Annotated in this window: 20 protein-coding genes; 10 read left to right on the forward strand and 10 right to left on the reverse strand. The window is 72.8% G+C overall.

Annotated elements, in window-relative coordinates:
• The first annotated feature begins 178 nt into the window (after positions 1–178).
• From WA762_RS20625 to WA762_RS20635, 3 genes are read left to right on the forward strand one after another with little or no spacing between them, the layout of a single operon-like run.
• Complete coding sequence (locus tag WA762_RS20625) at positions 179–886, forward strand: succinate dehydrogenase (RefSeq protein WP_335937398.1); 708 nt, start codon at positions 179–181, stop codon at positions 884–886.
• A gap of 1 nt (position 887) precedes the next feature.
• Positions 888–2,837 (forward strand): fumarate reductase/succinate dehydrogenase flavoprotein subunit, encoded by a 1,950-nt coding sequence (locus WA762_RS20630; protein WP_335937399.1) that lies wholly within the window; start codon positions 888–890, stop codon positions 2,835–2,837.
• A complete protein-coding gene (locus WA762_RS20635; protein WP_335937400.1) occupies positions 2,834–3,580 on the forward strand; it encodes a succinate dehydrogenase/fumarate reductase iron-sulfur subunit in 747 nt (248 codons plus the stop codon). Before WA762_RS20630 ends, WA762_RS20635 begins: the two co-directional genes overlap by 4 nt.
• Positions 3,581–3,649: 69 nt before the next feature.
• Here WA762_RS20635 and WA762_RS20640 read toward each other — a convergent pair whose 3' ends face one another.
• The 3 genes from WA762_RS20640 to WA762_RS20650 form a co-directional block, all read right to left on the reverse strand.
• Complete coding sequence (locus WA762_RS20640) at positions 3,650–5,413, reverse strand: glycosyl hydrolase family 18 protein (protein WP_335937401.1); 1,764 nt, start codon at positions 5,411–5,413, stop codon at positions 3,650–3,652.
• Positions 5,414–5,645: 232 nt separating this feature from the next.
• A complete protein-coding gene (locus WA762_RS20645) occupies positions 5,646–8,087 on the reverse strand; it encodes an excinuclease ABC subunit UvrA (RefSeq protein WP_335937402.1) in 2,442 nt (813 codons plus the stop codon).
• Positions 8,088–8,250: 163 nt separating this feature from the next.
• A complete protein-coding gene (locus tag WA762_RS20650) occupies positions 8,251–9,642 on the reverse strand; it encodes a polysaccharide pyruvyl transferase family protein (protein ID WP_335937403.1) in 1,392 nt (463 codons plus the stop codon).
• 227 nt (positions 9,643–9,869) lie between these two features.
• Between WA762_RS20650 and WA762_RS20655 the strand changes: the two genes are divergently transcribed.
• The gene (locus WA762_RS20655) at positions 9,870–10,358 is read left to right on the forward strand and encodes a phosphatase domain-containing protein (protein WP_335937404.1); all 489 of its coding nucleotides are present in this window, start codon (positions 9,870–9,872) and stop codon (positions 10,356–10,358) included.
• Between the two features lie 127 nt (positions 10,359–10,485).
• Here WA762_RS20655 and WA762_RS20660 read toward each other — a convergent pair whose 3' ends face one another.
• On the reverse strand, positions 10,486–10,701 hold the full coding sequence (locus WA762_RS20660) for a dodecin (protein ID WP_335937405.1): 216 nt from the start codon (positions 10,699–10,701) through the stop codon (positions 10,486–10,488).
• A 204-nt stretch (positions 10,702–10,905) separates the two neighbouring features.
• Between WA762_RS20660 and WA762_RS20665 the strand changes: the two genes are divergently transcribed.
• The 3 genes from WA762_RS20665 (at position 10,906) to WA762_RS20675 (ending at position 14,058) form a co-directional block, all read left to right on the forward strand.
• Positions 10,906–12,156, forward strand: a complete 1,251-nt coding sequence (locus tag WA762_RS20665) for an extracellular solute-binding protein (protein ID WP_335937406.1) — start codon at positions 10,906–10,908, stop codon at positions 12,154–12,156.
• Positions 12,157–12,334: 178 nt separating this feature from the next.
• Positions 12,335–13,159 (forward strand): GNAT family N-acetyltransferase, encoded by an 825-nt coding sequence (locus tag WA762_RS20670; protein ID WP_335937407.1) that lies wholly within the window; start codon positions 12,335–12,337, stop codon positions 13,157–13,159.
• Positions 13,156–14,058 (forward strand): lysophospholipid acyltransferase family protein, encoded by a 903-nt coding sequence (locus tag WA762_RS20675; RefSeq protein WP_335937408.1) that lies wholly within the window; start codon positions 13,156–13,158, stop codon positions 14,056–14,058. Before WA762_RS20670 ends, WA762_RS20675 begins: the two co-directional genes overlap by 4 nt.
• On the opposite strand, the gene egtD is transcribed toward WA762_RS20675, so the two are convergent.
• From egtD to egtA, 4 genes are read right to left on the reverse strand one after another with little or no spacing between them, the layout of a single operon-like run.
• Positions 14,001–14,963 carry an L-histidine N(alpha)-methyltransferase gene (gene egtD / locus WA762_RS20680; protein ID WP_335937409.1) on the reverse strand — a complete coding sequence of 321 codons (963 nt, stop codon included), beginning with the start codon at positions 14,961–14,963 and terminating at the stop codon, positions 14,001–14,003. The genes WA762_RS20675 and egtD overlap by 58 nt on opposite strands.
• Positions 14,960–15,715, reverse strand: a complete 756-nt coding sequence (gene egtC / locus WA762_RS20685; protein WP_335937410.1) for an ergothioneine biosynthesis protein EgtC — start codon at positions 15,713–15,715, stop codon at positions 14,960–14,962. The genes egtD and egtC overlap by 4 nt, the downstream gene beginning before the upstream one ends.
• The gene (egtB, locus tag WA762_RS20690) at positions 15,715–17,094 is read right to left on the reverse strand and encodes an ergothioneine biosynthesis protein EgtB (protein ID WP_335937411.1); all 1,380 of its coding nucleotides are present in this window, start codon (positions 17,092–17,094) and stop codon (positions 15,715–15,717) included. Before egtB ends, egtC begins: the two co-directional genes overlap by 1 nt.
• Positions 17,091–18,407: an ergothioneine biosynthesis glutamate--cysteine ligase EgtA gene (gene egtA, locus WA762_RS20695; protein ID WP_335937412.1), complete on the reverse strand. Its 1,317-nt coding sequence runs from the start codon at positions 18,405–18,407 to the stop codon at positions 17,091–17,093. The genes egtB and egtA overlap by 4 nt, the downstream gene beginning before the upstream one ends.
• A 149-nt stretch (positions 18,408–18,556) precedes the next feature.
• Here egtA and WA762_RS20700 point away from each other — a divergent pair, with 149 nt between their 5' ends.
• Positions 18,557–19,393, forward strand: coding sequence for a TIGR02452 family protein (locus WA762_RS20700; RefSeq protein ID WP_335937413.1), 837 nt, complete (start codon positions 18,557–18,559; stop codon positions 19,391–19,393).
• Here the strand turns inward: WA762_RS20700 and WA762_RS20705 are convergent.
• On the reverse strand, positions 19,378–19,845 hold the full coding sequence (locus WA762_RS20705) for a type II toxin-antitoxin system PemK/MazF family toxin (protein WP_335937414.1): 468 nt from the start codon (positions 19,843–19,845) through the stop codon (positions 19,378–19,380). The two genes, WA762_RS20700 and WA762_RS20705, sit on opposite strands and share 16 nt — an antisense overlap.
• 205 nt (positions 19,846–20,050) lie before the next feature.
• Between WA762_RS20705 and WA762_RS20710 the strand changes: the two genes are divergently transcribed.
• Positions 20,051–21,076, forward strand: coding sequence for a LacI family DNA-binding transcriptional regulator (locus tag WA762_RS20710; protein WP_335937415.1), 1,026 nt, complete (start codon positions 20,051–20,053; stop codon positions 21,074–21,076).
• A gap of 107 nt (positions 21,077–21,183) precedes the next feature.
• The gene (locus WA762_RS20715; RefSeq protein WP_335937416.1) at positions 21,184–21,630 is read left to right on the forward strand and encodes a hypothetical protein; all 447 of its coding nucleotides are present in this window, start codon (positions 21,184–21,186) and stop codon (positions 21,628–21,630) included.
• 263 nt (positions 21,631–21,893) lie between these two features.
• Here the strand turns inward: WA762_RS20715 and trxA are convergent, their stop codons facing one another.
• On the reverse strand, positions 21,894–22,268 hold the full coding sequence (gene trxA, locus WA762_RS20720; RefSeq protein WP_335937417.1) for a thioredoxin: 375 nt from the start codon (positions 22,266–22,268) through the stop codon (positions 21,894–21,896).
• Positions 22,269–22,341: the final 73 nt, after the last annotated feature.

Here is a 22,341-nt window from a genome sequence, read left to right on the forward strand (position 1 = left end):
CCGTCTCCTCGTGCCGCCGCCCGCCGCCGCCGGGCGGCGGACGGCCCGCCGCGTCGCCGGGGCCGTCCGTGGACAGGGCATCGGCACCCGGCCGTCCAGTCATGATAGCCAGAACCTATGAACATGAGCCGTATCATGTCTTGGACTGATGGGGCCGTCCGGCCCTAGCGTCGTGTCCATGGCATCGGCAACAGGGACGGACCGACGGCCGTCCGTGACGCGCACGCTCTGGGACTCCTCCGTCGGCAAGAAGACGATCATGGCCGTGAGCGGCCTGATCATGCTCCTCTACTTGGTCGCCCACATGGTCGGCAACCTGAAGATCTTCTTCGGGGCCGACGAGTTCAACCACTACGCGCACTGGCTGCGCACCATGGGCGAGCCCGTCCTGCACTACGAGTGGGCGCTGTGGCTGCTGCGCGTCGTGCTCGTCGCCGCCGTGGTGCTGCACGCCGTCTCCGCGTACCAGCTGAGCCGCCGCGACATCAGGGCCCGGCCCGTCGCGTACGTCCACCGGAAGCCGCGCGCGAGCTATGCCACCCGGACCATGCGCTGGGGCGGGATCATCCTCGGCCTCTTCATCGTCTGGCACATCCTCGACCTGACCACGGGCACCGTGCACCCGGGCGGTTTCCAGCCCGGGCACCCGTACCAGAACATCATCGACACCTTCTCCACCTGGTACGGCAACGTGATCTACATCGTCGCCGTGCTCGCCCTCGGGCTCCACGTCCGGCACGGCTTCTGGAGCGCCGCCCAGACCCTCGGCGCGGGCAACGCGGCCCGCGACCGCCTCCTCAAGACCCTTGCCGACATCCTCGCCCTGGCGCTGACGGTGGGCTTCGTCTCCGTACCCGTCGCCGTCATGACCGGAGCCGTGAGCTGACATGACCGACTACACGCATTACGAGACCGGCGCGCCGATCGCCGACACCAAGGCCCCCGACGGGCCGATCGCCGAGCGCTGGGACGCCCGCCGCTTCGGGGCCAGGCTGGTCAACCCGGCCAACCGCCGCAAGCACACCGTCATCGTCGTCGGCACCGGCCTCGCGGGCGGATCGGCCGGCGCGACCCTCGCCGAACAGGGCTACCACGTCGTCCAGTTCTGCTTCCAGGACTCGCCCCGCCGGGCCCACTCCGTCGCCGCCCAGGGCGGCATCAACGCCGCGAAGAACTACCGCAACGACGGCGACTCGATCCACCGGCTCTTCTACGACACGGTCAAGGGCGGCGACTTCCGCGCCCGCGAGTCCAACGTCCACCGGCTCGCCCAGATCTCCGTGGAGATCATCGACCAGTGCGTCGCCCAGGGCGTCCCCTTCGCCCGCGAGTACGGCGGGCTCCTCGACAACCGCTCCTTCGGCGGCGTCCAGGTCTCCCGCACCTTCTACGCCCGCGGCCAGACCGGGCAGCAGCTCCTGCTCGGCGCGTACCAGGCGCTGGCCCGGCAGATCGCCGCGGGCAACGTCGAGATGCACGCCCGCACCGAGATGCTCGACCTGATCGTCGTCGACGGCAGGGCCCGCGGCATCGTCGCCCGCGACCTCGTCACCGGGAAGATCGACACCTACTTCGCCGACGCGGTCGTGCTGGCCAGCGGCGGCTACGGCAACGTCTTCTACCTGTCGACGAACGCCATGAACTCCAACGCCACCGCCGTCTGGCGGGCCCACCGCCGGGGCGCCCTCTTCGCCAACCCCTGCTTCACCCAGATCCACCCCACCTGCATCCCGCGCACCGGCGACCACCAGTCCAAGCTGACGCTGATGAGCGAGTCGCTGCGCAACGACGGCCGGATCTGGGTGCCGAAGGCCAAGGGCGACGACCGGCCCGCGAACGAGATCCCCGAGGACGAGCGCGACTACTACCTGGAGCGCGTCTACCCCTCCTTCGGCAACCTGGTGCCCCGCGACATCGCCTCCCGCGCCGCCAAGAACGTCTGCGACGAGGGACGGGGCGTCGGCCCCGGCGGCCAGGGCGTCTACCTCGACTTCGCGGACGCCATCTCGCGGATGGGCCGGGCGAAGGTCGAGGAGAAGTACGGCAACCTCTTCGACATGTACGCGCGGATCACCGCGGAGAACCCGTACGAGACGCCGATGCGGATCTACCCGGCCGTGCACTACACGATGGGCGGACTCTGGGTCGACTACGACCTCCAGACCACCGTCCCCGGCCTCTTCGCCATCGGCGAGGCCAACTTCTCCGACCACGGCGCCAACCGCCTCGGCGCGTCCGCGCTGATGCAGGGCCTCGCCGACGGCTACTTCGTCCTGCCCTCCACCATCAACGACTATCTGGCCCGCAACCCGCACCACGACGAGATCGACGCCTCGCACCCCGCCGTCGAGGAGGCCGTCGCGGACACCGAGGACCGCCTGAACCTGCTGCTCTCCGTCCGCGGCGACCGCACCCCCGACTCCTTCCACCGCGAGATCGGCGAACTGATGTGGGAGTACTGCGGGATGGCCCGCACGGAACAGGGGCTGCGGACCGCGCTGGAGCGCATCCCGCTGATCCGGGAGGAGTTCTGGCGCCGCATCAAGGTGCCGGGCGCCGGCGACGAGTTCAACCAGTCCCTGGAGAAGGCCAACCGCGTCGTCGACTACCTGGAGCTCGCGGAGCTCATGTGCCTCGACGCCCTGCACCGCGCCGAGTCCTGCGGCGGCCACTTCCGCGAGGAGTCCCAGACCCCGGACGGCGAGGCCGCCCGCCGGGACGAGGAGTTCTCCTACGCCGCCGCCTGGGAGTTCACCGGCACCGGCGAGGCCCCGGTCCTGCACAAGGAAGACCTCGTCTTCGAGTACGTCCACCCCACTCAGCGGAGCTACGCATGAAGCTCACCCTGCGCGTCTGGCGCCAGAAGAACGCCGACGCCCCCGGCGCCATGTCCACCTACGAGGTCGACGGCATCTCGCAGGACATGTCGTTCCTCGAAATGCTCGACACCCTCAACGAGGAGCTCATCCTCGCCGGCGACGACCCCGTCGCCTTCGACCACGACTGCCGCGAGGGGATCTGCGGCGCGTGCAGCCTCGTCATCAACGGCGACGCCCACGGCCCCGAGCGCACCACCACCTGCCAGCTCCACATGCGGTCCTTCGAGGACGGCGACACGATCGACGTCGAACCGTGGCGCGCGTCCGCCTTCCCGGTCGTCAAGGACCTGGTGGTGGACCGCTCGGCCTTCGACCGGATCATCCAGGCCGGCGGTTACATCTCCGTCCCGACCGGGGCCGCGCCCGAGGCGCACGCCACGCCGGTGCCGAAGCCGGACGCCGACTTCGCCTTCGAGCACGCCGAGTGCATCGGCTGCGGCGCCTGTGTGGCCGCCTGCCCCAACGGCTCCGCGATGCTCTTCACCTCGGCGAAGATCAACCATCTCAACGTCCTGCCGCAGGGCGCCCCCGAGCGCGAGACCCGGGTCCTCGACATGGTCGCGCAGATGGACGACGAGGGCTTCGGCGGCTGCACCCTCACCGGTGAGTGCGCCACCGCCTGCCCGAAGGGCATCCCGCTGCCGTCGATCGCCGCCATGAACAAGGAGTGGCTGCGGGCGACCCGCAGGGCACGCCGCTGACCAACGGCCGGGTTCCTGGTCCCGGAGGCCGCCCACCCCCGGGACCAGGAAGTCAACGGACGCCCGGCGTCACGACGTCACGGCGACGTCGTCCGCGTAGACCGTTCCCTGCCCGTACCAGCCGTGCAGATAGACGGTCACCTTGCCGGTCGAGCCGGTGGTGAAGGCGACCGACTGCTTCGCGTAGCCGCTCGACGAACCCCAGACGCTCGCCGACGCGTCGCCCCGCACCCCGAGGTAGCCGTAGCTGCCCTGGAGCCAGCCGCTCAGCGTGTACGCGGTGTTGGGGGACAGGGTGAGCGTCTGCGTGCACTCGCCCGTCTGCGACGCGGTGGCCGCGACGGCGAGCGCATGGGAGCCGCCGTGCGTCGGCGAGGAGACCACCGCGCCGCCCGGCTCGCAGGTCCACGGGCTCAGCGACCCCGACTCGAAGTCGCCGTTCACCAGGGAGCCGCTGCCGCCGCCCGGGCCCGACACCGTGAGCGTGAACGTCGCCGCGTGGCTGAGCGTGCCCGACGTGCCGGTGACCGTGATCGGGTACGTGCCGGGCGCGGCGGACGCCGAGGCGGTCACCGTCAGCTTCGACGTGCCGCCCGCGGTCACCGAGGTGGGGCTGAGCGTCGCCGTGACGCCCGCGGGCGCGCCGCTCGCCGTCAGCGCCACGGTCTTCGCGGCGCCGGAGGTGACCGCGGTGTTCACGGTCGCCGAGACGGAGCCGCCGGGGGCCACGGCGGCGGAGCCGGGGGAGACGGCCACCGAGTAGTCGTCCGTCACCGGTCCGGAACCGCTGGTGAAGGGCGCGAAGGTGTGGGTGAAGTACCACGTGTCCTGCGCGATGCCGGAGCAGGTGTCGCTGCCGCCGGTGCCGGGGCAGCCCCCGTTGTCGCGCTGGAGCGCCCAGAACGACAGGGTGTTGACGCCCTTGGACACGGCCCAGTCGTAGACCACCGGAGCATTGGCCGTGGTGAACGTCTCGGCGGGGCCGTAGTCGTCGATCCCCGGCATCTCGATGATCCCGGTCATGCCCCACAGCTGCGCGTCGGTCTTCGACGGGTACAGCTTGGCCAGTTGGCCCTTGAGCCCGCTGATCGCCGTCTTGGTGTCCTCCGCCATGTCGTGCGAGGCGCCGTCGTAGTAGTCGAACGTCATCAGGTTCACGACGTCGACCCGGGTGCCGTTGGACACGGCGTTGCGCAGCACCGCCAGGCCGCTGTCGGCGAGACCGCGCGTGGTGGTGGGCAGGGTGTAGGAGATCTGCAGCGGGCGGCCGTTGGCGGCGGCCCAGTCCTGCACCTGCTTGATCGCCTTGTTGCGGCGGTCGATCCCGGCGCTGTTGTCCAGCGAGTTGTCCTCGATGTCCATGTCGAGGCGGGACACGTCGTAGGTCGTGATGACCTTCTCGTACGCCGCGGCGATCGAGTCGACGCTGGAACAGCTGTCGGCGATCTCGGTGCCGCCGTTGTCGGCCGTGTAGCCGCCGAACGACGGGATCACGTCGCCGCCGCGCGAGCGGATGGTGGTGAAGTCGGCGCCGAACTCCGACGCCGCGATGGGCTGGTCGCGGTCGCCGTTCCAGTACGGCGTGCACGAGCCGCGGGCCTCCGTCTGGATGAAGGCCATGGTGAGGTACTTCGCGCCGGACCGCTGCGCGAGCGCGGCCGGGCTGTCTCCGTTCCACGCCTCGAAGTACGGGGCGAAGACATGCGCGGGCATGGGGGTGGCGGCGGTCGCGGCGGCCTGCGCGCCGCCTCCCGATCCGAGGACCAGGCCGGCGGACGCGACGGTCGTCGCCAGAACACTCAGGAACGCACCGAATGTGCGTGGACGTCTCATGGGGTCTGCTCCCAGCGGGGTGAGACAACGGGCGGATCGCAAGGCTCTGCCGCGCCCCGTCGGGGGCGCGGCCCGTTCCTGTGAATCCCGGCCGGGGTCACATGCCGCACGGCGAGGAGCAGCCGCGGGGCATGCCCATGATTGGTCTGGACCAGGGTGCGGTCAATGTTCTTTGCCTTTTCATTTCCCATTGCTTGCCTGAAGCGGCAACTCGCCATGAGAAGACGGCAGTTCAAGAGCTCCCGGGCCCATGGCGGAGTCCCAGGGCGGCGGCGAGGTACGGCGCCGTGCGGCTGCCCTGCGCGCGGGCCACCTCGGCGGGCGTGCCCGTCGCCACGATCCGGCCGCCCCGGTCGCCGCCGCCCGGCCCGAGGTCGATCACATGGTCGGCGCCCGCCACCACCGTCATGTCGTGCTCCACGACCACCACCGTGTCGCCCGCGTCGACCAGCCCGTGCAACTGCCGCATCAGCACCTCGACATCGGCCGGATGCAGCCCCGTCGTCGGCTCGTCCAGCAGATACACGGTGTGCCCGCGGCGGGTGCGCTGGAGCTCGGCGGCGAGCTTGATCCGCTGCGCCTCCCCGCCTGACAGCTCGGTGGCGGGCTGCCCCAGCCGCAGATAGCCGAGACCGACGTCGAGCAGCGTCCGCAGGCTCCGCTCGGCGGCCGGTGTGCCGGCGAAGAACGCCGCCGCCGACTCCACCGTCAGATCCAGCACCTGCGCGATGTCGAGACCCCGCAGGGTGACCTCCAGGGTCTCCGGGTTGTACCGCGCGCCGCGGCAGTCCGGGCAGGGCGCGTACGTGCTGGGCAGGAACAGCAGCTCAACGGAGACGAACCCCTCGCCCTGGCAGGTCTCGCACCGCCCGCCCGCCACGTTGAAGGAGAAGCGCCCGGCCCGGTAGCCGCGCTCCCGTGCCGTGTCCGTCCCGGCGAACAGCTTGCGCACCACGTCGAAGAGCCCCGTGTACGTGGCCAGATTGGACCGGGGGGTGCGGCCGATCGGCCTCTGGTCGACCTGCACGAGCCGGTCGACCGCCGCCGCGCCCTCGGCCGAGGCGCACCCCGCCACCGGGAGCTCCGGGGGCCCGTCGGCCGGTCCGGCGGACCGCCGGTCGGCCAGCACCCCGGCCAGCACCTGGCCCACCAGCGTCGACTTGCCCGATCCCGAGACGCCGGTGACGGCCGTGAACACACCGAGCGGGAACGCCGCGTCCACGCCCCGCACGTTGTGCCGGTCGACCCCGTTCAGCCGCAGCCACCCCGACGGCCCGCGCGTCTCCCGCACCGGGGCGGGCGCCGCGCCGAAGAGGAAACGCCGCGTCGCCGACTCCGGCACGTCCGCCAGGCCCGCCGGAGGGCCGCTGTGCAGCACCCGGCCGCCGTGCTCGCCCGCCAGCGGCCCCACGTCCACGAGCCAGTCCGCCCGGCGCACCACGTCCATCTGGTGCTCCACGACGAACACCGAGTTCCCGGCCTCCTTCAGCCGGCCGAGGACGGTCAGCAACGACGCCGTGTCCGCCGGGTGCAGACCGGCCGACGGCTCGTCCAGCACATAGACGACGCCGAACAGACCGGACCTCAACTGCGTTGCCAGCCGCAGCCGTTGGAGCTCCCCGGACGACAGCGTCGGCGCGGTGCGGTCCAGGCTGAGATAGCCCAGGCCCAGCTCGGTGACCGTCTCGATCCGGGCCAGCAGATCTGCCGTCAGCACCCGGGCCGTGTCGTCGCCGCCCGCCGCGCGCAGCACGTCGGCCAGCGAACCGAGCGGCAGCCCGGCGAGTTCGGCGATCGTGCGGCCCGCGAACCTGACGGCCAGCGCCTCGGGCCGCAGCCGGCTGCCGTCGCACACCGGGCAGGGCGCGCTGGTGAGGAAGCGCTCGGCCTTGGCGCGCAGCGTGCGGCTCCTGGAGTCCGCGAAGGTGTGCATCACATAACGCCGTGCGCTCATGTACGTGCCCTGGTACGGGCGTTGGATGCGGCCCGGCTCGCGCACCGGATGGACCGTCACCACCGGCTGCTCGTCGGTGAACAGGATCCAGTTTTGGTCCCGCGCCTCCAGCTCGCGCCACGGGCGGTCGACGTCGTACCCGAGCGCGTCCAGCACATCGCGCAGGTTCTTGCCCTGCCAGGCCCCCGGCCAGGCGGCGATCGCGCCGTCCCGGATCGACAGCGAGGGGTCCGGCACCAGCAGTTCCTCGGAGGTCCGGTGGACACGGCCGAGACCGTGGCACTCCGGGCAGGCGCCGGCGGCGGTGTTCGGCGAGAACGCGTCGGAGTCCAGCCGCTCCGCACCGGCCGGATAGTCCCCGGCCCGGGAGAACAGCATGCGCAACGAGTTGGACAGCGTGGTCACCGTCCCCACGGAGGAACGGGCGCCGGGCGCCGAGCGGCGCTGCTCCAGCGAGACGGCGGGCGGCAGCCCGGTGACCTCGCCGACCGCGGGCGCGCCGACCTGGTGGATCAGCCGCCGGGCGTACGGCGCGACGGACTCGAAGTAGCGCCGCTGTGCCTCGGCGTAGAGCGTGCCGAACGCCAGGGAGGACTTCCCGGACCCCGACACGCCGGTGAACACGGTCAGGGTGTCGCGCGGGATGTCGACCGAGACGTCCTGGAGGTTGTGCTCACGGGCGCCGCGCACCCGGACGTACGGATCGTGGGGGGTGGACATGCGGGGGGATCTCCGTACGAATCGGATCAAAGCTGGTGGATGTGAACAAACACTCCGATTCTAGAGGGGTGAGCGAGTGATGCCGCAGCCCCGGTGTGCGACACGGCCGGGCCGTGCCGCACACCGGGGCTGTTTTCCGGGGCGTCGCGGGGGAGTGCGGGCGTCAGCGCGAGGCGCGCAGCGCGCGCTTGAGGGGGCGTCCGACCGCGCTGCGGGCCCGCTGGTAGGTGGAGCGCTGGGCGGGCACCGCGGTCTTCTTCGCCAGCTGCCGCTTGAGCTGGGCGTTCTGCGCGGCGAGCTCCTTCAGCTGCGACTGGAGCCAGTTGAGGCGGTCGCCCATCACGTCGGCGTCGGCGCCGGTCCACGGCCGGATGCCCGGGGGGAAGGCCAGGGCGCTCATCCGGGCCTCGAACGCGGCCCCGCCGTCGCCGTGCTCGAAGGTGTTCTCCAGGCCGTTCCTGTCCAGGAAGCCCATGAACCGGTCGAACCGCTCCCGGTGACCGCGCCTCAGCGGTCCGAAGTCCGCATCGGCGTGGAGCTGCGCCGGGTCGATGTCGGTGGGCACCTCCGCCAGCATCCGGTGCGGGATGTCGAAGTACCGGCACAGCTCCAGGGTCCGGGAGTCGCCGCAGAGCACGGTGGCGGGGGTGCCGGCGAGCAGCGCCGCGATGTTGCCGTGGATCCGGGAGCCGAACGAGAAGTCGAAGCCCCGCAGGTCGTCCATCCAGGTGGTCGGGTCGATATAGACCCGCACCTTGCCCTCCCGGTACATCGGGTGGTCGGGGTGGGTGGGGATGGCGGTCACGGAGGCGTTGGGGTGCGACAGGTCGCGCCAGTGCAGCTGACGCGCGTCGGAGAGGTTCTGGCCGATGAACCGCAGGTGCGGGTAGCGCGCGTGGGCGCGGTCGATGACGCGGCCCAGCTTCTGCTTGCGCACGGCCTCGTGCGAGCCGTTGACCGCGATCCGGGAATCGGGCCCCAGGGGCCGGCCGGACTCGCGGACGTCGAGTTCCGGGCCGTTGAGGAACATCGAGGGGCAGCCGATGACGTCCACGTCGCGGAAGCCCATGTCCCGCAGGTACCGCTCGGTGAACTCGCCGCGCACGCCGATGGAGGCGCTGTGGTCGAGCACCGCGGACACGAACGCGTAGACCGTGTCCTTCATCGGGCGCAGCCGCTCCGCCGAGTAGTCGACCCCGGTCTGGGCGCCCACGCCCGGCACGACGACCGGGATCCTCAGCTTCGTGATGAGCTGAGTGAGGCGCTCCAACTGCCGTTCGAAGGAAGGGCGGAAGGCGTTGGCGAGCGGGACGACGAACACGTCGTACTCGCTGTTGATGCGGTCGGCGTCGGCGACCCGGGTGGCGATGCCGTTGGACACCACCTCGGTGTGCGGCGTCTCCAGGATCTTGTGCGCGGCGTCGCTGAAGATCAGGTTGCCCGCGTTGGTGGCGAACACGTCCTCGTGCAGAGCCCGCTCGACGGGGACGACGTCGTAGGGGCTCTTCCCGGAACGCAGGAGTATTCGCTTCGCACTTTGAACGTTGGATGCCACAAAGCTGAATATAGCTTTACGAATGCGTCCAAATCCATGCGCATCCTGTACAACCTTTTTGCCATCCACGAGGAACGCAGAATGATGATCATACATCCGTGTGCGGGCGCGCGCCCAGTGGAATGAGGTGTGGGATGTGCCTCCCGCCGGTCGCGGGCCGCGGCGGCGGTGCCTCGACGGCCGCCCCGACACTCCTGGCGGCGACGCCGATCTGGTGTGATGGGGCGGTGAGAGGCGACCACCGGCCCCTGGCCGTATTCGACTTGGACGGCACGCTCGCGGACACCGGGCACCGGCAGCGTCATCTGGAGGGGCGCCGGCGCGACTGGGACGCCTTCTTCGCCGCCGCCGTCGACGACCCGCCGCTCCCCGAAGGCCTGCGGCTCGCGCTGAGCAGCGCCGAGGAGTGCGAGATCCGGTACCTCACCGGGAGGCCCGAGCGGTGCCGCCGGGACACCCTGGCCTGGCTGGCGCGGCACGGGCTGCCCGAAGGGCGCTTGTACATGCGCCGCGAGGACGACCGCAGGCCCGCACGACACACCAAGCTGGAGGTCCTGAGGCGACTGGGCCGGGAGCGCGAGGTGCGGATGCTCGTCGACGACGACGAACTCGTCTGCGTCGCGGCGGAAGAGGCCGGTTTCCGGGTGATACGGGCCCGTTGGGCCGTGGCCCCGGCCGCGCTGCGGGACGCGCAGGAACGGGAGGGCCGCACCTGAAAGCCGGCGCGCGGGGGTGTTGTGTTCGGATCCGGGTGTGTCGGGCAGCGCGGGTGCGCTGGAGGGGGCGCCCGCACCTCGGGCGGTTCGGCCGGCGTCTCGTCGGCGCCGCGCCGGGCCCGGCCGGTCAGCTCGTCTCGTCGAGCCGGAAACCCACTTTCAGTCCCACCTGATAGTGCTCGATCCGGCCATCTCTGATCTCGCCGCGGACCTCCGTGATCTCGAACCAGTCGAGATTGTGCAACGTTTCCGAAGCCCTCGCGATGCCCCTGCGGATGGCGTCGTCGACGCCCTCGTGGGAGGTTCCCACGATCTCGGTGACCCGATACGTGTAGTTTGACATGGGTTGTCTCCTCTCCCTTCTTCCAAGGTGCCCCACCCGGTCCGGGTGCGCGAGAGGTCGGTGTGCAGAATGTTCGGTGAACGGGGCCTTGACCGATTCAGTGGTCCATACCAAAATCCAGCCACGCCCGTGCGAGCACCGCCCGCAGTCCCCCCACACCGGGTTCTGGAATGTCGTTGTGCTGTTTCGCAGAAGGTGAACCTGGTGAAGAACCGCATGCTCGTCGGAGCCGTCGCGCTCGTTTCCACTTTCGCGCTGGGCGGCTGCGGAATCGTCTCGGGCTCCGGGACCTCCGGCCAGAAGAAGGTCACGGTCTGGCTGATGCGGGACAGTGTGTCGGCCGATTTCCTGAAGCGGTTCACGAAGGCGTACGAGGACGAGCACCCTTCCGTCAAGCTGGACTTCAAGATCCAGGAATGGGTCGGCATCGGCCCGAAGGTCATGGGGGCGCTCAAGGGCAAGGACACCCCGGACGTCATCGAGGTGGGAAACACCCAGGTATCGCAGTACGCGCAGAGCGGCGGGCTGCGCGACCTCACACTGGAGTCCGTGCGCGATCTCGGCGGCCAGGACTGGCTGCCCGGTCTCGCCGACCCGGGCAACATCGACGGCGTCCAGTACGGAATCCCCTGGTACGCGGCCAACCGGGTGGTCATCTACAACAAGGACCTCTTCGCGAAGGCCGGCATCAAGACCCTGCCCAAGACCCGGGACGAGTGGGTCTCGGTCAGTCAGCGACTCAACCGCAACAACAACCAGGGCATCTATCTCCCCGGCCAGTACTGGTACGTCCTCGCCGGATTCATCTGGGACGAGGGCGGCGAACTCGCCGAGGACAAGAGCGGTGAGTGGAAGGGAGCCCTGGACAGCCCCGAGGCGCTGCGCGGCATGGACTTCTACAAGCAGCTCCAGTCGCTCGGCAAAGGCCCGATGGGTTCGGACGAGGCCAAGCAGGCCGATGCCTTCGCCAAGGGCCATATCGCTCAGATCATCTCGGTGCCCGCCACCGGCGAGCTCATCGAGCGCACCAACCCGGAACTCAAGGGAAAGCTGGGCTACTTCCCGATCCCCGGCAAGACCGCGAAGACGCCCGGTTCGGTATTCACCGGCGGGTCCGACCTGATCGTCCCGCAGAAGGCGGAGCAGCGCACCGCGGGCATCGAGGTGGTCAAGGCACTGGCGAGCCGGGAGTGGCAGGAGGAGCTCGCCAAGGAGATGAGCTACGTCCCCAACAAGCCCGACCTCGCGCACGTCATCGAGGGACAGCCGGGCACGGCGGCGATGGCGCGCGGCGCGACGCAGGGACGCGCGACGCCCAACTCGCCGCAGTGGGCCGACGTCGAGGCCGACAACCCGATCAACGCGTACATGACGGCCGTCCTGAAGGGCAGCGACCCGGTGAAGGCGGCGAAGGCCGCCTCGGAGAAGATCTCCGAACTGCTCGCGGGCAGCTGACCGGCGCGCCGGCGGACACGCGGATCCGGCCGCACCCGGGATTCAGCCGTCGCACATCCCGGCTCTCCCGTCCGGTCATGTCGAATCCAGCCGGTCGCGGAAGAAGTAAGGGGCCGGGCCCTCGCAGCGGTGCGACGGCCCGGCGGCCGCCCTTGCCGATCCGTTCCCGGAGTCCGTCATGAACGCGCTGCCCCTCACCTCCCTCCCCACCGCCCCCGCCGTCCCCGTCGTTCCGGCACAGGCCGCCCCCGCGGGCGCGCCTCGCTACCGGGTGTCCCTCGCCGCCGACCAGGAGGAGGTGCGCGCGGCCCAGCGGCTGCGCCACCTGGTCTTCGCGGGCGAGCTCGGCGCCCGGCTGGACGGCGCCGAACCCGGTCTGGACAGCGACGCGTTCGACGCCTACTGCGACCATCTGCTGGTACGGGAGGAGACCACCGGCGACGTCGTCGCCACCTATCGGGTGCTGCCGCCCGACCGGGCGCGGATCGCCGGGCGGCTCTACGCGGAGAGCGAGTTCGACCTCGGCCGTCTCGCCCCGATCCGGGACGACCTGGTCGAGGTCGGCCGGTCCTGTGTCCACCCCGCCCACCGGGACGGCGCCGTCATCGCGCTGATCTGGGCCGGACTCGCCCGCTACATGCAGCGCACCGGCCACGACTGGCTGGCCGGCTGCTGCTCGATACCCCTCGCCGACGGCGGCGTCGCGGCGGCCGGGGCGTGGGAGACCGTACGGACGAAATACCTGGCGCCCCAGGACCGCTGGGTCACCCCGCACCGGCTCTGGCAGGCCGTCGCGACCGTCGCGGGCCGGGCGGACCTGCCCACCGGACTCGCCACCCTCCCGCCCCTGCTGCGCGGATACCTGCGGCTCGGCGCCCGGATCTGCGGAGCCCCCGCCCACGACCCCGACTTCGACGTCGCCGACCTCTACGTGCTGCTGTCGCTGAGCAGCACCGACCCGCGCTACCTGCGCCACTTCCTCTCGCTCGCCCCGCTGCGATGAACCCCTGGCTGCCCGCCGCGCCCTGCACCCCGCTCGGCTGCGCCGGACACGACGGCCCCGCCCGGCCGCGCCCGCTGGCCGCGGCCCTGCTGTGCGCCGGCTGCGCGCTCCTGCTGGCCGGGGCGCTCGTCGCCCCCATCGCGCCGCTGCTGGGCGCGGTCCGGCGCGAGCGGCTGATCCGCCGCTGGTCGCTGGGGGTGGTACGGGCCTTCGGCGTACGCGTACGGATCACCGGCGCCCCGCCGCCGCCCGCCGCGACGCCCGGGGAGACGGGCACGCTCGTCGTCGCCAACCATGTCTCCTGGCTGGACGTCCCCCTCGTCGCGGCCGTGCTTCCCGGCCGGATGCTCGCCAAGAGCGAGATAGCCGACTGGCCGCTGCTGGGCCCGCTCGCCGCCGCGGGCGGCACCCTCTTCGTGGAGCGCGACCGGCTGCGCGCCCTGCCGAGGACCGTGCGCGAGATCGCCGGGGCCCTCCGCGAAGGGGCCCGGGTGGTCGCCTTCCCGGAGGGCACGACCTGGTGCGGCCGCGGCGGCGGCCGGTTCGGGCCCGCCGTGTTCCAGGCCGCGATCGACACGAACGCCGAGGTCAGGCCCGTACGCATCCGGTACTGGGTCCGCCCGCCGCGCGGGACCGGGCACGACGGCCGGGCATCGGGACCGGGCGGCGGCGCACCGGCGGAGGACCACGCCCCCGCCGGCGCCGCCGCGTTCGTCGGCGACGACCCGCTCACCGCGTCGTTGTGGCGGGTGGTGACGGCCGCCGGACTGACCGCCGAGATCCAGGTGCTGCCGCCGGTCCCGGCCCAGGGCCGGGACCGGCGCTCCCTGGCCCGTCTCGTTCAGACCGCCGTCGCCAGCGACAGCGCGAACCGCTCGCCGGAATCCGTCCACCACTGATCCAGCCGCAGTCCGGCACCGGCGAGTTCGGCCCGGACCCCCTTCTCGCGGAACTTGGCCGACACCTCCGTACGCACCTCCTCGCCGGCCTCGAACGGCACCACCAGGTCCAGGCCGGGGATCTTCACCGTCAGCGCCTCACGGGCCCGCAGCCGCATCTCGATCCACTCCCGCTCCGGGTCCCACAGCGCCACGTGCTCGAAGTCCGCCGGGTCGAAGTCCGCCCCCAGCTCCCTGTTGATCACGCGCAGCACGTTCTTGTCGAACTCGGCCGTCACCCCCGCCGCGTCGTCGTACGCGGCGACCAGGACCTTCTCGTCCTTGACCAGGTCCGTGCCCAGCAGCAGCGCGTCCCCGGGGGAGAGCAGCGACCGCACCGAGCCCAGGAACGCCGACCGCTCGTCCGGCAGCAGATTGCCGATCGTCCCGCCGAGGAACGCGACCAGCCGCGGCCCCGGGGTCCCCGGCAGCGCCAGACCGCCCGTGAAATCGGCGACCAGCGCGTGCACGGAGAGCCCGGGCCGCTGCGCCAGCAGCGCGTCGGCCGCGCCGCGCAGGGCGCTCTCGCTCACGTCGACCGGCACATAACTGTGCAGTGCCGCAAGCGCGTCCAGCAGATGCCGGGTCTTGTCCGAGGACCCCGATCCCAGCTCCACCAGGGTCCGTGCCCCGGAGACGCGGGCGATCTCGTCGGCGCGGTCGATCAGGATCTCCCGCTCGGCACGGGTCGGGTAGTACTCGGGGAGCCGGGTGATCTCCTCGAACAGTTCGCTGCCGCGCGCGTCGTAGAACCACTTGGGCGGCAGGGTCTTCGGGCGCCGGGTCAGGCCGTGCAGGACGTCGGCGCGCAGCGCCGCGTCCGTCGCGTCCGCCGGCAGGGTGCGGGTCAGCAGGAAGGGACTCACTCGGGGGGCTCCTTGAGCGGGGTGAGCAGGACGTCGGCGCGGGTCGCCGTCAGCAGCGTCCGGTCGGGGACCTCGCGCCAGCGCGGGTCGTCGTCGTAGGGCTCCGAGGCCACGACCGTGCGCGGACCGGGCCCGGTGAGACACCACAGGGTGTCGCCCCAGGCCGTCGCCACGATCACGGCGCCGTCGGTGAGCAGCAGGTTCAGCCGCGCCCCGGGGGCCGCGGACGCCACGTCGAGCACGGTGTCGGACACCGCCTGCGGCAGTGTGTCGCCGTCGGCCAGACGGTGCCGCACCAGGGCCCAGACCAGGGCGGAGTCGCAGCGGGCAGCCAGGGACAGCAGTTCGGCCGGGCGCAGGGCCGCGGCGAGCCGCGCCAGGGAGCCGGGCCAGCCGGGCACCGCGCCGTTGTGACTGAACAGCAGTCCGTCGGCGGCGAACGGCGCGGCCGCGGCCTCGCCGTCGGCGCCCGGCTCGGTCGCGTCGCGCACCGCGGCGAGCAGCGCGGCGGTGCGCACCACCCGGGCCAGATCGGCGAACGTCTCGTCGCCCCAGACCGGCCCGGCGCGCCGGTACCGGCCCGGCACCGGGTCGCCGTCCGCGTACCAGCCGACGCCGAAGCCGTCGGCGTTGACCGTCCCGTGCCGCTGCCGCCGGGGCGCCCAGGACTGGCGCACCAGCCCGTGCGGCGGGCTCGTCAGCACCTCGCCCAGCGCCACCGGAGGCCCTAGATAAGCGATATGACGGCACATCAGGCATCCCTCGCGGTACGGAAGCCGGAGAAGATCTGACGCCGCACCGGCAGGTCCCAGTTGCGGAACGTCCCTCGGCACGCCACCGGGTCCACCGCGAACGAACCGCCGCGCAGCACCTTGTGGGCCGGGCCGAAGAACACCTCGGAGTACTCGCGGTACGGGAACGCCGAGAAACCCGGATACGGCAGGAAGTCGCTCGCCGTCCACTCCCACACGTCGCCGATCAACTGCCGTACGCCCAGCGGCGACCGGCCGGCCGCATAGGCCCCGGCCGGGGCCGGGCGCAGATGGCGCTGGCCCAGGTTGGCGCGCTCGGGCGACGGGTCCTCGTCGCCCCACGGGTAGCGCCGCGACCGCCCCGTCGCCGGGTCGTGGCGGGCCGCCTTCTCCCACTCGGCCTCCGAGGGGAGCCGGCGCCCCGCCCAGCGGGCGTACGCGTCCGCCTCGTACCAGCTGACGTGGAGCACCGGTTCGTGGTCGGGAACCGGCTCCGTCACCCCGAAGCGGCGGCGCAGCCACTGGCCGGCGTCCCGGCGCCAGAAGAGCGGCGCGGTCAGCCCGTGCTCGCGGACCATCGCCCAGCCCTCCGGTGCCCACCAGCGTCGTTCGGCGTAGCCGCCGTCCTCGACGAAGCGGCGGTACGCCCCGCAGGTGACCGGGGTGGTGTCGACGAAGAACGCCGGCACGTCGCGGACATGGGCGGGGCGCTCGTTGTCCAGCGCCCAGGGCTCGGTCGACGTGCCCATCGTGAACGGGCCGCCCTCGACGAGGACCTCGTCCGGCGGGGCGTCCGCTTCGGCGGGCGCGGGCGGTGGGGGAGCGGAGAGCACGGCCGGCCCCGACCGCAGCTGATGGGTGATCAGCATCGTCTCGTCGTGCTGCTGTTCGTGCTGGGCGATCATGCCGAAGGCGAACCCGGAGCGGAGCAGCGGCCGGTCGTCGCGCAGCGCCGCCCCGTCGAGGACGTCCAGCGCGCGGCCGCGCACCTGAGCGGCGTACGAGCGGGCCTCGGCGGGCGGCAGCAGCGGCAGCGAGGGGCGGCTCGCCCGGGGGTGCCGGAAGGCGTCGTACAGGCCGTCGATCTCCGGCCGCATCGCCTCCCGCCCCGCCACCGTGCGCAGCAGCCACAGCTCCTCCTGGTTGCCGATGTGCGCCAGGTCCCAGACCAGCGGGGACATCAACGGCGAGTGCTGTGCGGTCAGTTCGCGGTCGTCGACGCTGTCGGTCAGCAGCGCGGTGCGTTCCCGGGCGGCGAGCAGCGCGGCCAGGGCGCGGCGGCGGAGGGCCTCGGTGTCCACGGCGTCCGCGGTGTCCGCGGCGTCGCGTCCGGCCGGGGCGCCGGGGCCGGACGCGTCGGGTGCGGGTGAACGGGTCATGGGCGGTACCCCTCGGTGCGGCCGGCGCCGTCCGCCCGTTCGGGTGCGAGCAGCCCGGGAAGGTCGTCGGCGGGGCAGCGGCCCCGCGCGACGAATCGGTCATGGAACCCCGCGACCGTCTCCCGCACGGCCGCGGTCGCCCCCAGCCGGGGCAGCGCCTCCAGCGCCGCCTCGAAGCAGACGACGGCCGCCGCCCACAGCTCCGGATCGGTCAGCCCGTCGCGGGCGGCGCCCACCCACAGCGGATTGCGCGGCGCGGGTTCCGGCCCCGCCGTCTCGGCCAGCGGCTTGACGGCCCGGTAGACCGTCTCGGCGGCCTCCGGGTCGTCGAACAGGGCGGTGGCGACGGCGAGCGGCACCAGCCACCCGTTCTCGCCGGGCTGCGCGTCGATCATGCGCAGTTCGAGATGTCCGCGCGGACGCACGGGCGGGAAGAGGGTGCTGACGTGGTAGTCGAGATCGGCGCGCACCGGCGGTCGCGGGACCCCGGTGCGGATCCAGTCGCGGAAGCTCAGGCCGGCCGGGACGGTCCACGGCCCGGACTCGGTCCGGACGCACATCACCGGGGCGTCCAGGACGTGCGCCGCCCAGGCGTCGCGCGGCGGCAGACGACCCGCCGGGGCCAGCGACCGCGCCGGATCGAGGTCGGCCCAGAGCGACTGCCGGGCGGACCGCCAGGGGGTCCGGCGTCCGCAGCGCAGCGGCGAGTTGGCGAAGGCCGCCACCAGCACCGCGCCCAGCAGATGGGCCAGCTGCCAGCGCCGCCCGTAGCCGAGCGGGCCCGGTTCCTCCTCCCCGGCGTCCAGACAGACCTGGACGGACGCCGTGGTGCACATCATCGCGCGGCCGGCCGGTCCCGAACGGTCCAGCGAGATCTCCATGGCGTCGTAGCGGGGCTCGCGCAGCAGCCGGCGCGGCCGGTGCCAGGGGTCGACGCCGAGCCCCACCGGGGCCAGGTCCAGCCGGTCCAGGGCGTCGCGCACGGCGGCGAGATCGGCTGCCGTGGCGTCCACGCATGCCATGAGGGAGTCCGCGGGCCGCGAGCTGAGCTCCAGCTGGCCGCCGGGTTCGAAGGTGAGCGCCGCGTCCAGGGGCAGCCCCCGGAGGGCCGCGCGGGCGGCGTCGAGGCGGTCGTGCGAGACCGGGACGCGGGGCCGGTCCCGATGGTGGATGAGCCATTCGAGTTCGACACCGACGGTGCGGGGCGGCCCGGTCTTGAAACAGATGCAGCGCAGCAGATCCTCCGCCTCGCCCTCGTCGAGGGGCGGGGCCTGGGCGGGCGGACCATGGCCGCCGGATGCGTCGGATGACATGCCGGGCCTCCTTCTGCTCGGTTCGTCCGTACCACCCAAACCGCTGCCGGTGGATCGCACAAGAGTGCCCCTGGGCGCGGGAAAACCGGTTGTGTTCGTGCCGTCGGAGCGCCGATCCTGCCCCGTATGCACCACATGGGGGAGTATCGATGAGCGCGCGGCTGCGCGCCATCGCGCGAGAGACCGAGGACATCGTGGCGGCCGGCCGCTACCGGGCGCCGGGCGGGCACGAGGTGAGCATCGAACGGGCCCTCGCGGCCGCGCTCTCGGGCACCCGGCTGTACGGACCGGAGCCGGTCCCCGTCGCGGCACTCGACACCGGGCGCACCGCCGCCGTCGAGGTGACCGGCGAGAGCAGCCTGGCGGCGGCGCGCCGCCTGACCGGCGAGGGCCCCGGCAGGATCGCCGTCCTGAACTACGCCTCCGCCCGCAACCCGGGTGGCGGCTACCTCAACGGTGCACAGGCCCAGGAGGAGGCCCTGTGCCGGGCGTCGGCCCTCTACGCCACCCTGCTGCGCGCGCCCGAGTACTACGCCCGCCACCGGGCGGAGCGCGGCGCCTTCTACACCGACCGGGTGATCCACTCACCGGGCGTGCCGGTGTTCCGCGACGACCGGGGGCGGCTGCTCGACACCCCGTACACCGTCGGGTTCCTCACCTCCCCGGCGCCCAACGCCGGAGTCGTCCGCGCACGCGCCCCCGAGGAGGCGCACCGCGTCCCCGCCGCGCTCGCGTCCCGTGCCGAACGGGTGCTGGAGGTCGCGGCGGTGCGGGGCTACCGCAGACTGGTGCTGGGCGCCTGGGGCTGCGGTGTGTTCCGCAACGACCCGGAGCAGGTGGCCCGGGCGTTCCGGTCGCTGCTGCTGGACGGCGGCAGATTCGACGGCCACTTCGAGCAGATCGTCTTCGGCGTCCTCGACCGCGGCCGCGACGCCGCCACCCGCTCCGCCTTCGCCCGGGTGTTCGGCGGTCACGTCCAGCCGTAGCGCTCCCGCAGCCGCCCCACGACTCGGTCGAACCGCTCGCGGTCCAGGGCGCACGCCTCGCGCCGCATCCCGTCCTCGTGGACCCGCAGCACCCGGTCCAGATCGACCCAGGACGGGCGGCCCGAGCTGTCCCACGGCCCCGCCCCGAGCGCCACCCACTCCCGGTCCATGTCGTGCTGCTTGCTGGACAGCCGCACGGTGAGGAAGGTGCCGTCCGCCTCCCGGGCCACCACCAGCACGGGACGGTCCTTGCCCCGCCCGTCGTTCTCCTCGAACGGCACCCACGTCCAGACGATCTCGCCCGGGTCCGGGGCCCCGTCCCGGTCGGGGGCGTACGAGGTGTGGACCCGGCCCACGTCGCGCGGGTCGGCCTCACGGGTGGCGGAGGGTCCGGTGCGGCCGGGGAAGGAGGCCGCTTCTTCGATGCCGTCATCACGGTGGTGCGAGTACATCCCCACACCGTAGAACCCCGGCGGCCGCGCGCGGCGGGCGGGTCCGGCCCGACGCCCCGTGAACCGGCCCCGGAGGAAGGCCCTTCGGGGGCGCCGGCCGGGCCCGTCCCGGACGACGGGGCGGACTCCGAGAGACCGGACGGGCCGTCAGACCGGCTCGATCCGGACGCCGTTGTCACACCGGTCTGCAAGACTGCCCGACGCCATGAGCCAGTTACCGAATCAGCCCACCGAGGGCCCCGTCCCGACCAGCGCCGACGTGGCACGCCTCGCCGGGGTCTCCCGCGCCACCGTGTCGTACGTGCTGAACGGCAACACGTCCGTGCGGATCAGCGAACCCACCCGGCGCCGGGTGCGCGAGGCCGCCACCGAACTCGGCTACGTCCCGCACGCCGCGGCCCGCAGCCTGCGCGCCGGCCACAGCCGCATGGTGCTGCTGCCCACGGTGGACCTGCCGTCCGGCCCGCTCCACCACCGCTTCTTCCGCGAGCTGGAATCCGGGCTGCGCGCCCTCGACTACACCGTGGTCCAGTACGGCAGCACCGGACTGGGCGCCGACGAGGCCGCCCACGCCTGGGCCGAACTGCGCCCGGTCGCCGTCGTCGCCCCGGGCACCATCGCCCTCACCCCGCAGGGCATATCCATGCTCCGCCGCTCGGGGGCCAGGGCCGTGATCACCCTGGGCCCGCGCCCGGTGGCCGGCGCCCACGCGCTGGTCCTGGACCAGCGGGAGGTCGGCGTCCGCGCCGTCGGCCATCTGCTGGCGCGCGGCCGCCGCCGCATCGGCGTGATCATGCCCGAGGAACACGGCCTCGCCCCGTTCGCCGAACCCCGGCTGGCCGGCGCCCGGCTCGCCGCCCACGGCGCCCGGGCCCGGGTGGAACCGCTGCGGCTGCGGTACGAGGAGGACGCGGCCGCCCGGCTCGCGGCCCGCTGGCGCGAACTGGGCCTCGACGCCGTGTTCGCGTACGACGACGCGTACGCGATGCTGCTGATGCGGGCGCTCCAGGACGCCGGCGTCGAGGTGCCCCGCGAGACGGCCGTCGTCGGCGCCGACGACCTGATGCTGGGCAGGCTGCTGCGCCCCCGGCTCAGCACCGTGCGCATGGAACCGGCCACCACCGCCCAGCCCCTCGCGGACCTCGTCGACCGGCTGGTGCGGCATCCCGGCGGGGCCGCGGAGCACCACGAGCTGTTGAACGCCGGGGTGGTCCACCGCGAATCCAGCTGAGCCCGCGTACGTCCGGGCCGCGTGCCCTCTCCCGGCCCCGGCGCACCGCCGCCGACGCCGCGTGCCGATCCACCGGGGACGACGGGACAGCGCTTAGCGTCGGGAGCATGAGCCATCCGCAGAGTTACGAGATCCTGCTCGTCCCCGGATTCGTCGAGGAGACCCCCGACGACTCCGGGACCGGCACGGCCGGGACCGGCTCCGGAACCGGCTCCGGGACGGACGCCGCCGAAACCGGCGCCGATGCCGCCGGGACCGGCGCGGCGCGGAGCGCCGCCCCGCCGGAGGACACCGCCATCCGTTCGGCGGTCGTGGAGGCGACCGGCGAGACGGGGGCATCGGGCTACCCCCGGTACGCGGGCGAGGGCGTCGTGGCGGACATCGACCCGGCGACGCACGCGGTGGAGGCGGTGCTCGTCGACGGGGCCGAGCTGGACTACGGGCTCTCCGTGCGGATCAGGGAGCAGCCCCGGACCCCGGCCGGGCCCGGCGAGCCGGGCCGTCCGTCCGGGGCGGGCACCGACGACGGGCCCCGGGGCGCCACCGGCGACTGAGCGGCCGGGTCCGCCCCGCACGGGCCGCGTCGGGGCGAGCCGCCCGTGGCGCGCGTGCCAGGCGCCGCACGGCAGGCGGAAGTTTGAAGACAGGTCCTGGCCGCGCCGGGCGCACCTGACCGGCCGTACGGACCGCGCCGAACTCGCGCCGATCCCCACCGGACCGCGCGAGCACGGTTGGCCGGAACGCGAAACGAACGCGACCCGGCCCGGCCGGAACGCGCCCGGCCGGGCCGATCACCCGCTCGCGCGGGCGGGGGTCGTCACCCCTGCTGTTCCTTCCGCTCGGCCTCGATGGACCTGCGGACCTCGTCCATGTCCAGCTTCCTGGCCTGGCCGATGACGTTCTCCAGCGCCGTCTCCGGCAGCGCGCCGGGCTGCGCGAAGACCGCGACGTTCTCCCGGACGATCATCAGCGTGGGAATGGAACGGATGTCGAAGGCCGCGGCCAGCTCCTGCTGCGCCTCCGTGTCGACCTTCGCGAAGACCAGGTCCTCGTGGCGTTCCGAGGCCGCGTCGTAGACCGGCGCGAACTGGCGGCACGGGCCGCACCAGGAAGCCCAGAAGTCGATCAGTACGAAATCGTTGTCGCTGACGACCTGATCGAAGTTCTCCTTGGTGAGCTCGACGGTGCTCATGTTCAGCTCCTTCTTCCTGCTTCCGGTGGCGGCTCGGACTCGCCCCGGACAACCGTGCCGGCGCCCGCGCTAT

The organism is Streptomyces tyrfis (assembly GCF_037034285.1).
Classification (GTDB): domain Bacteria; phylum Actinomycetota; class Actinomycetes; order Streptomycetales; family Streptomycetaceae; genus Streptomyces.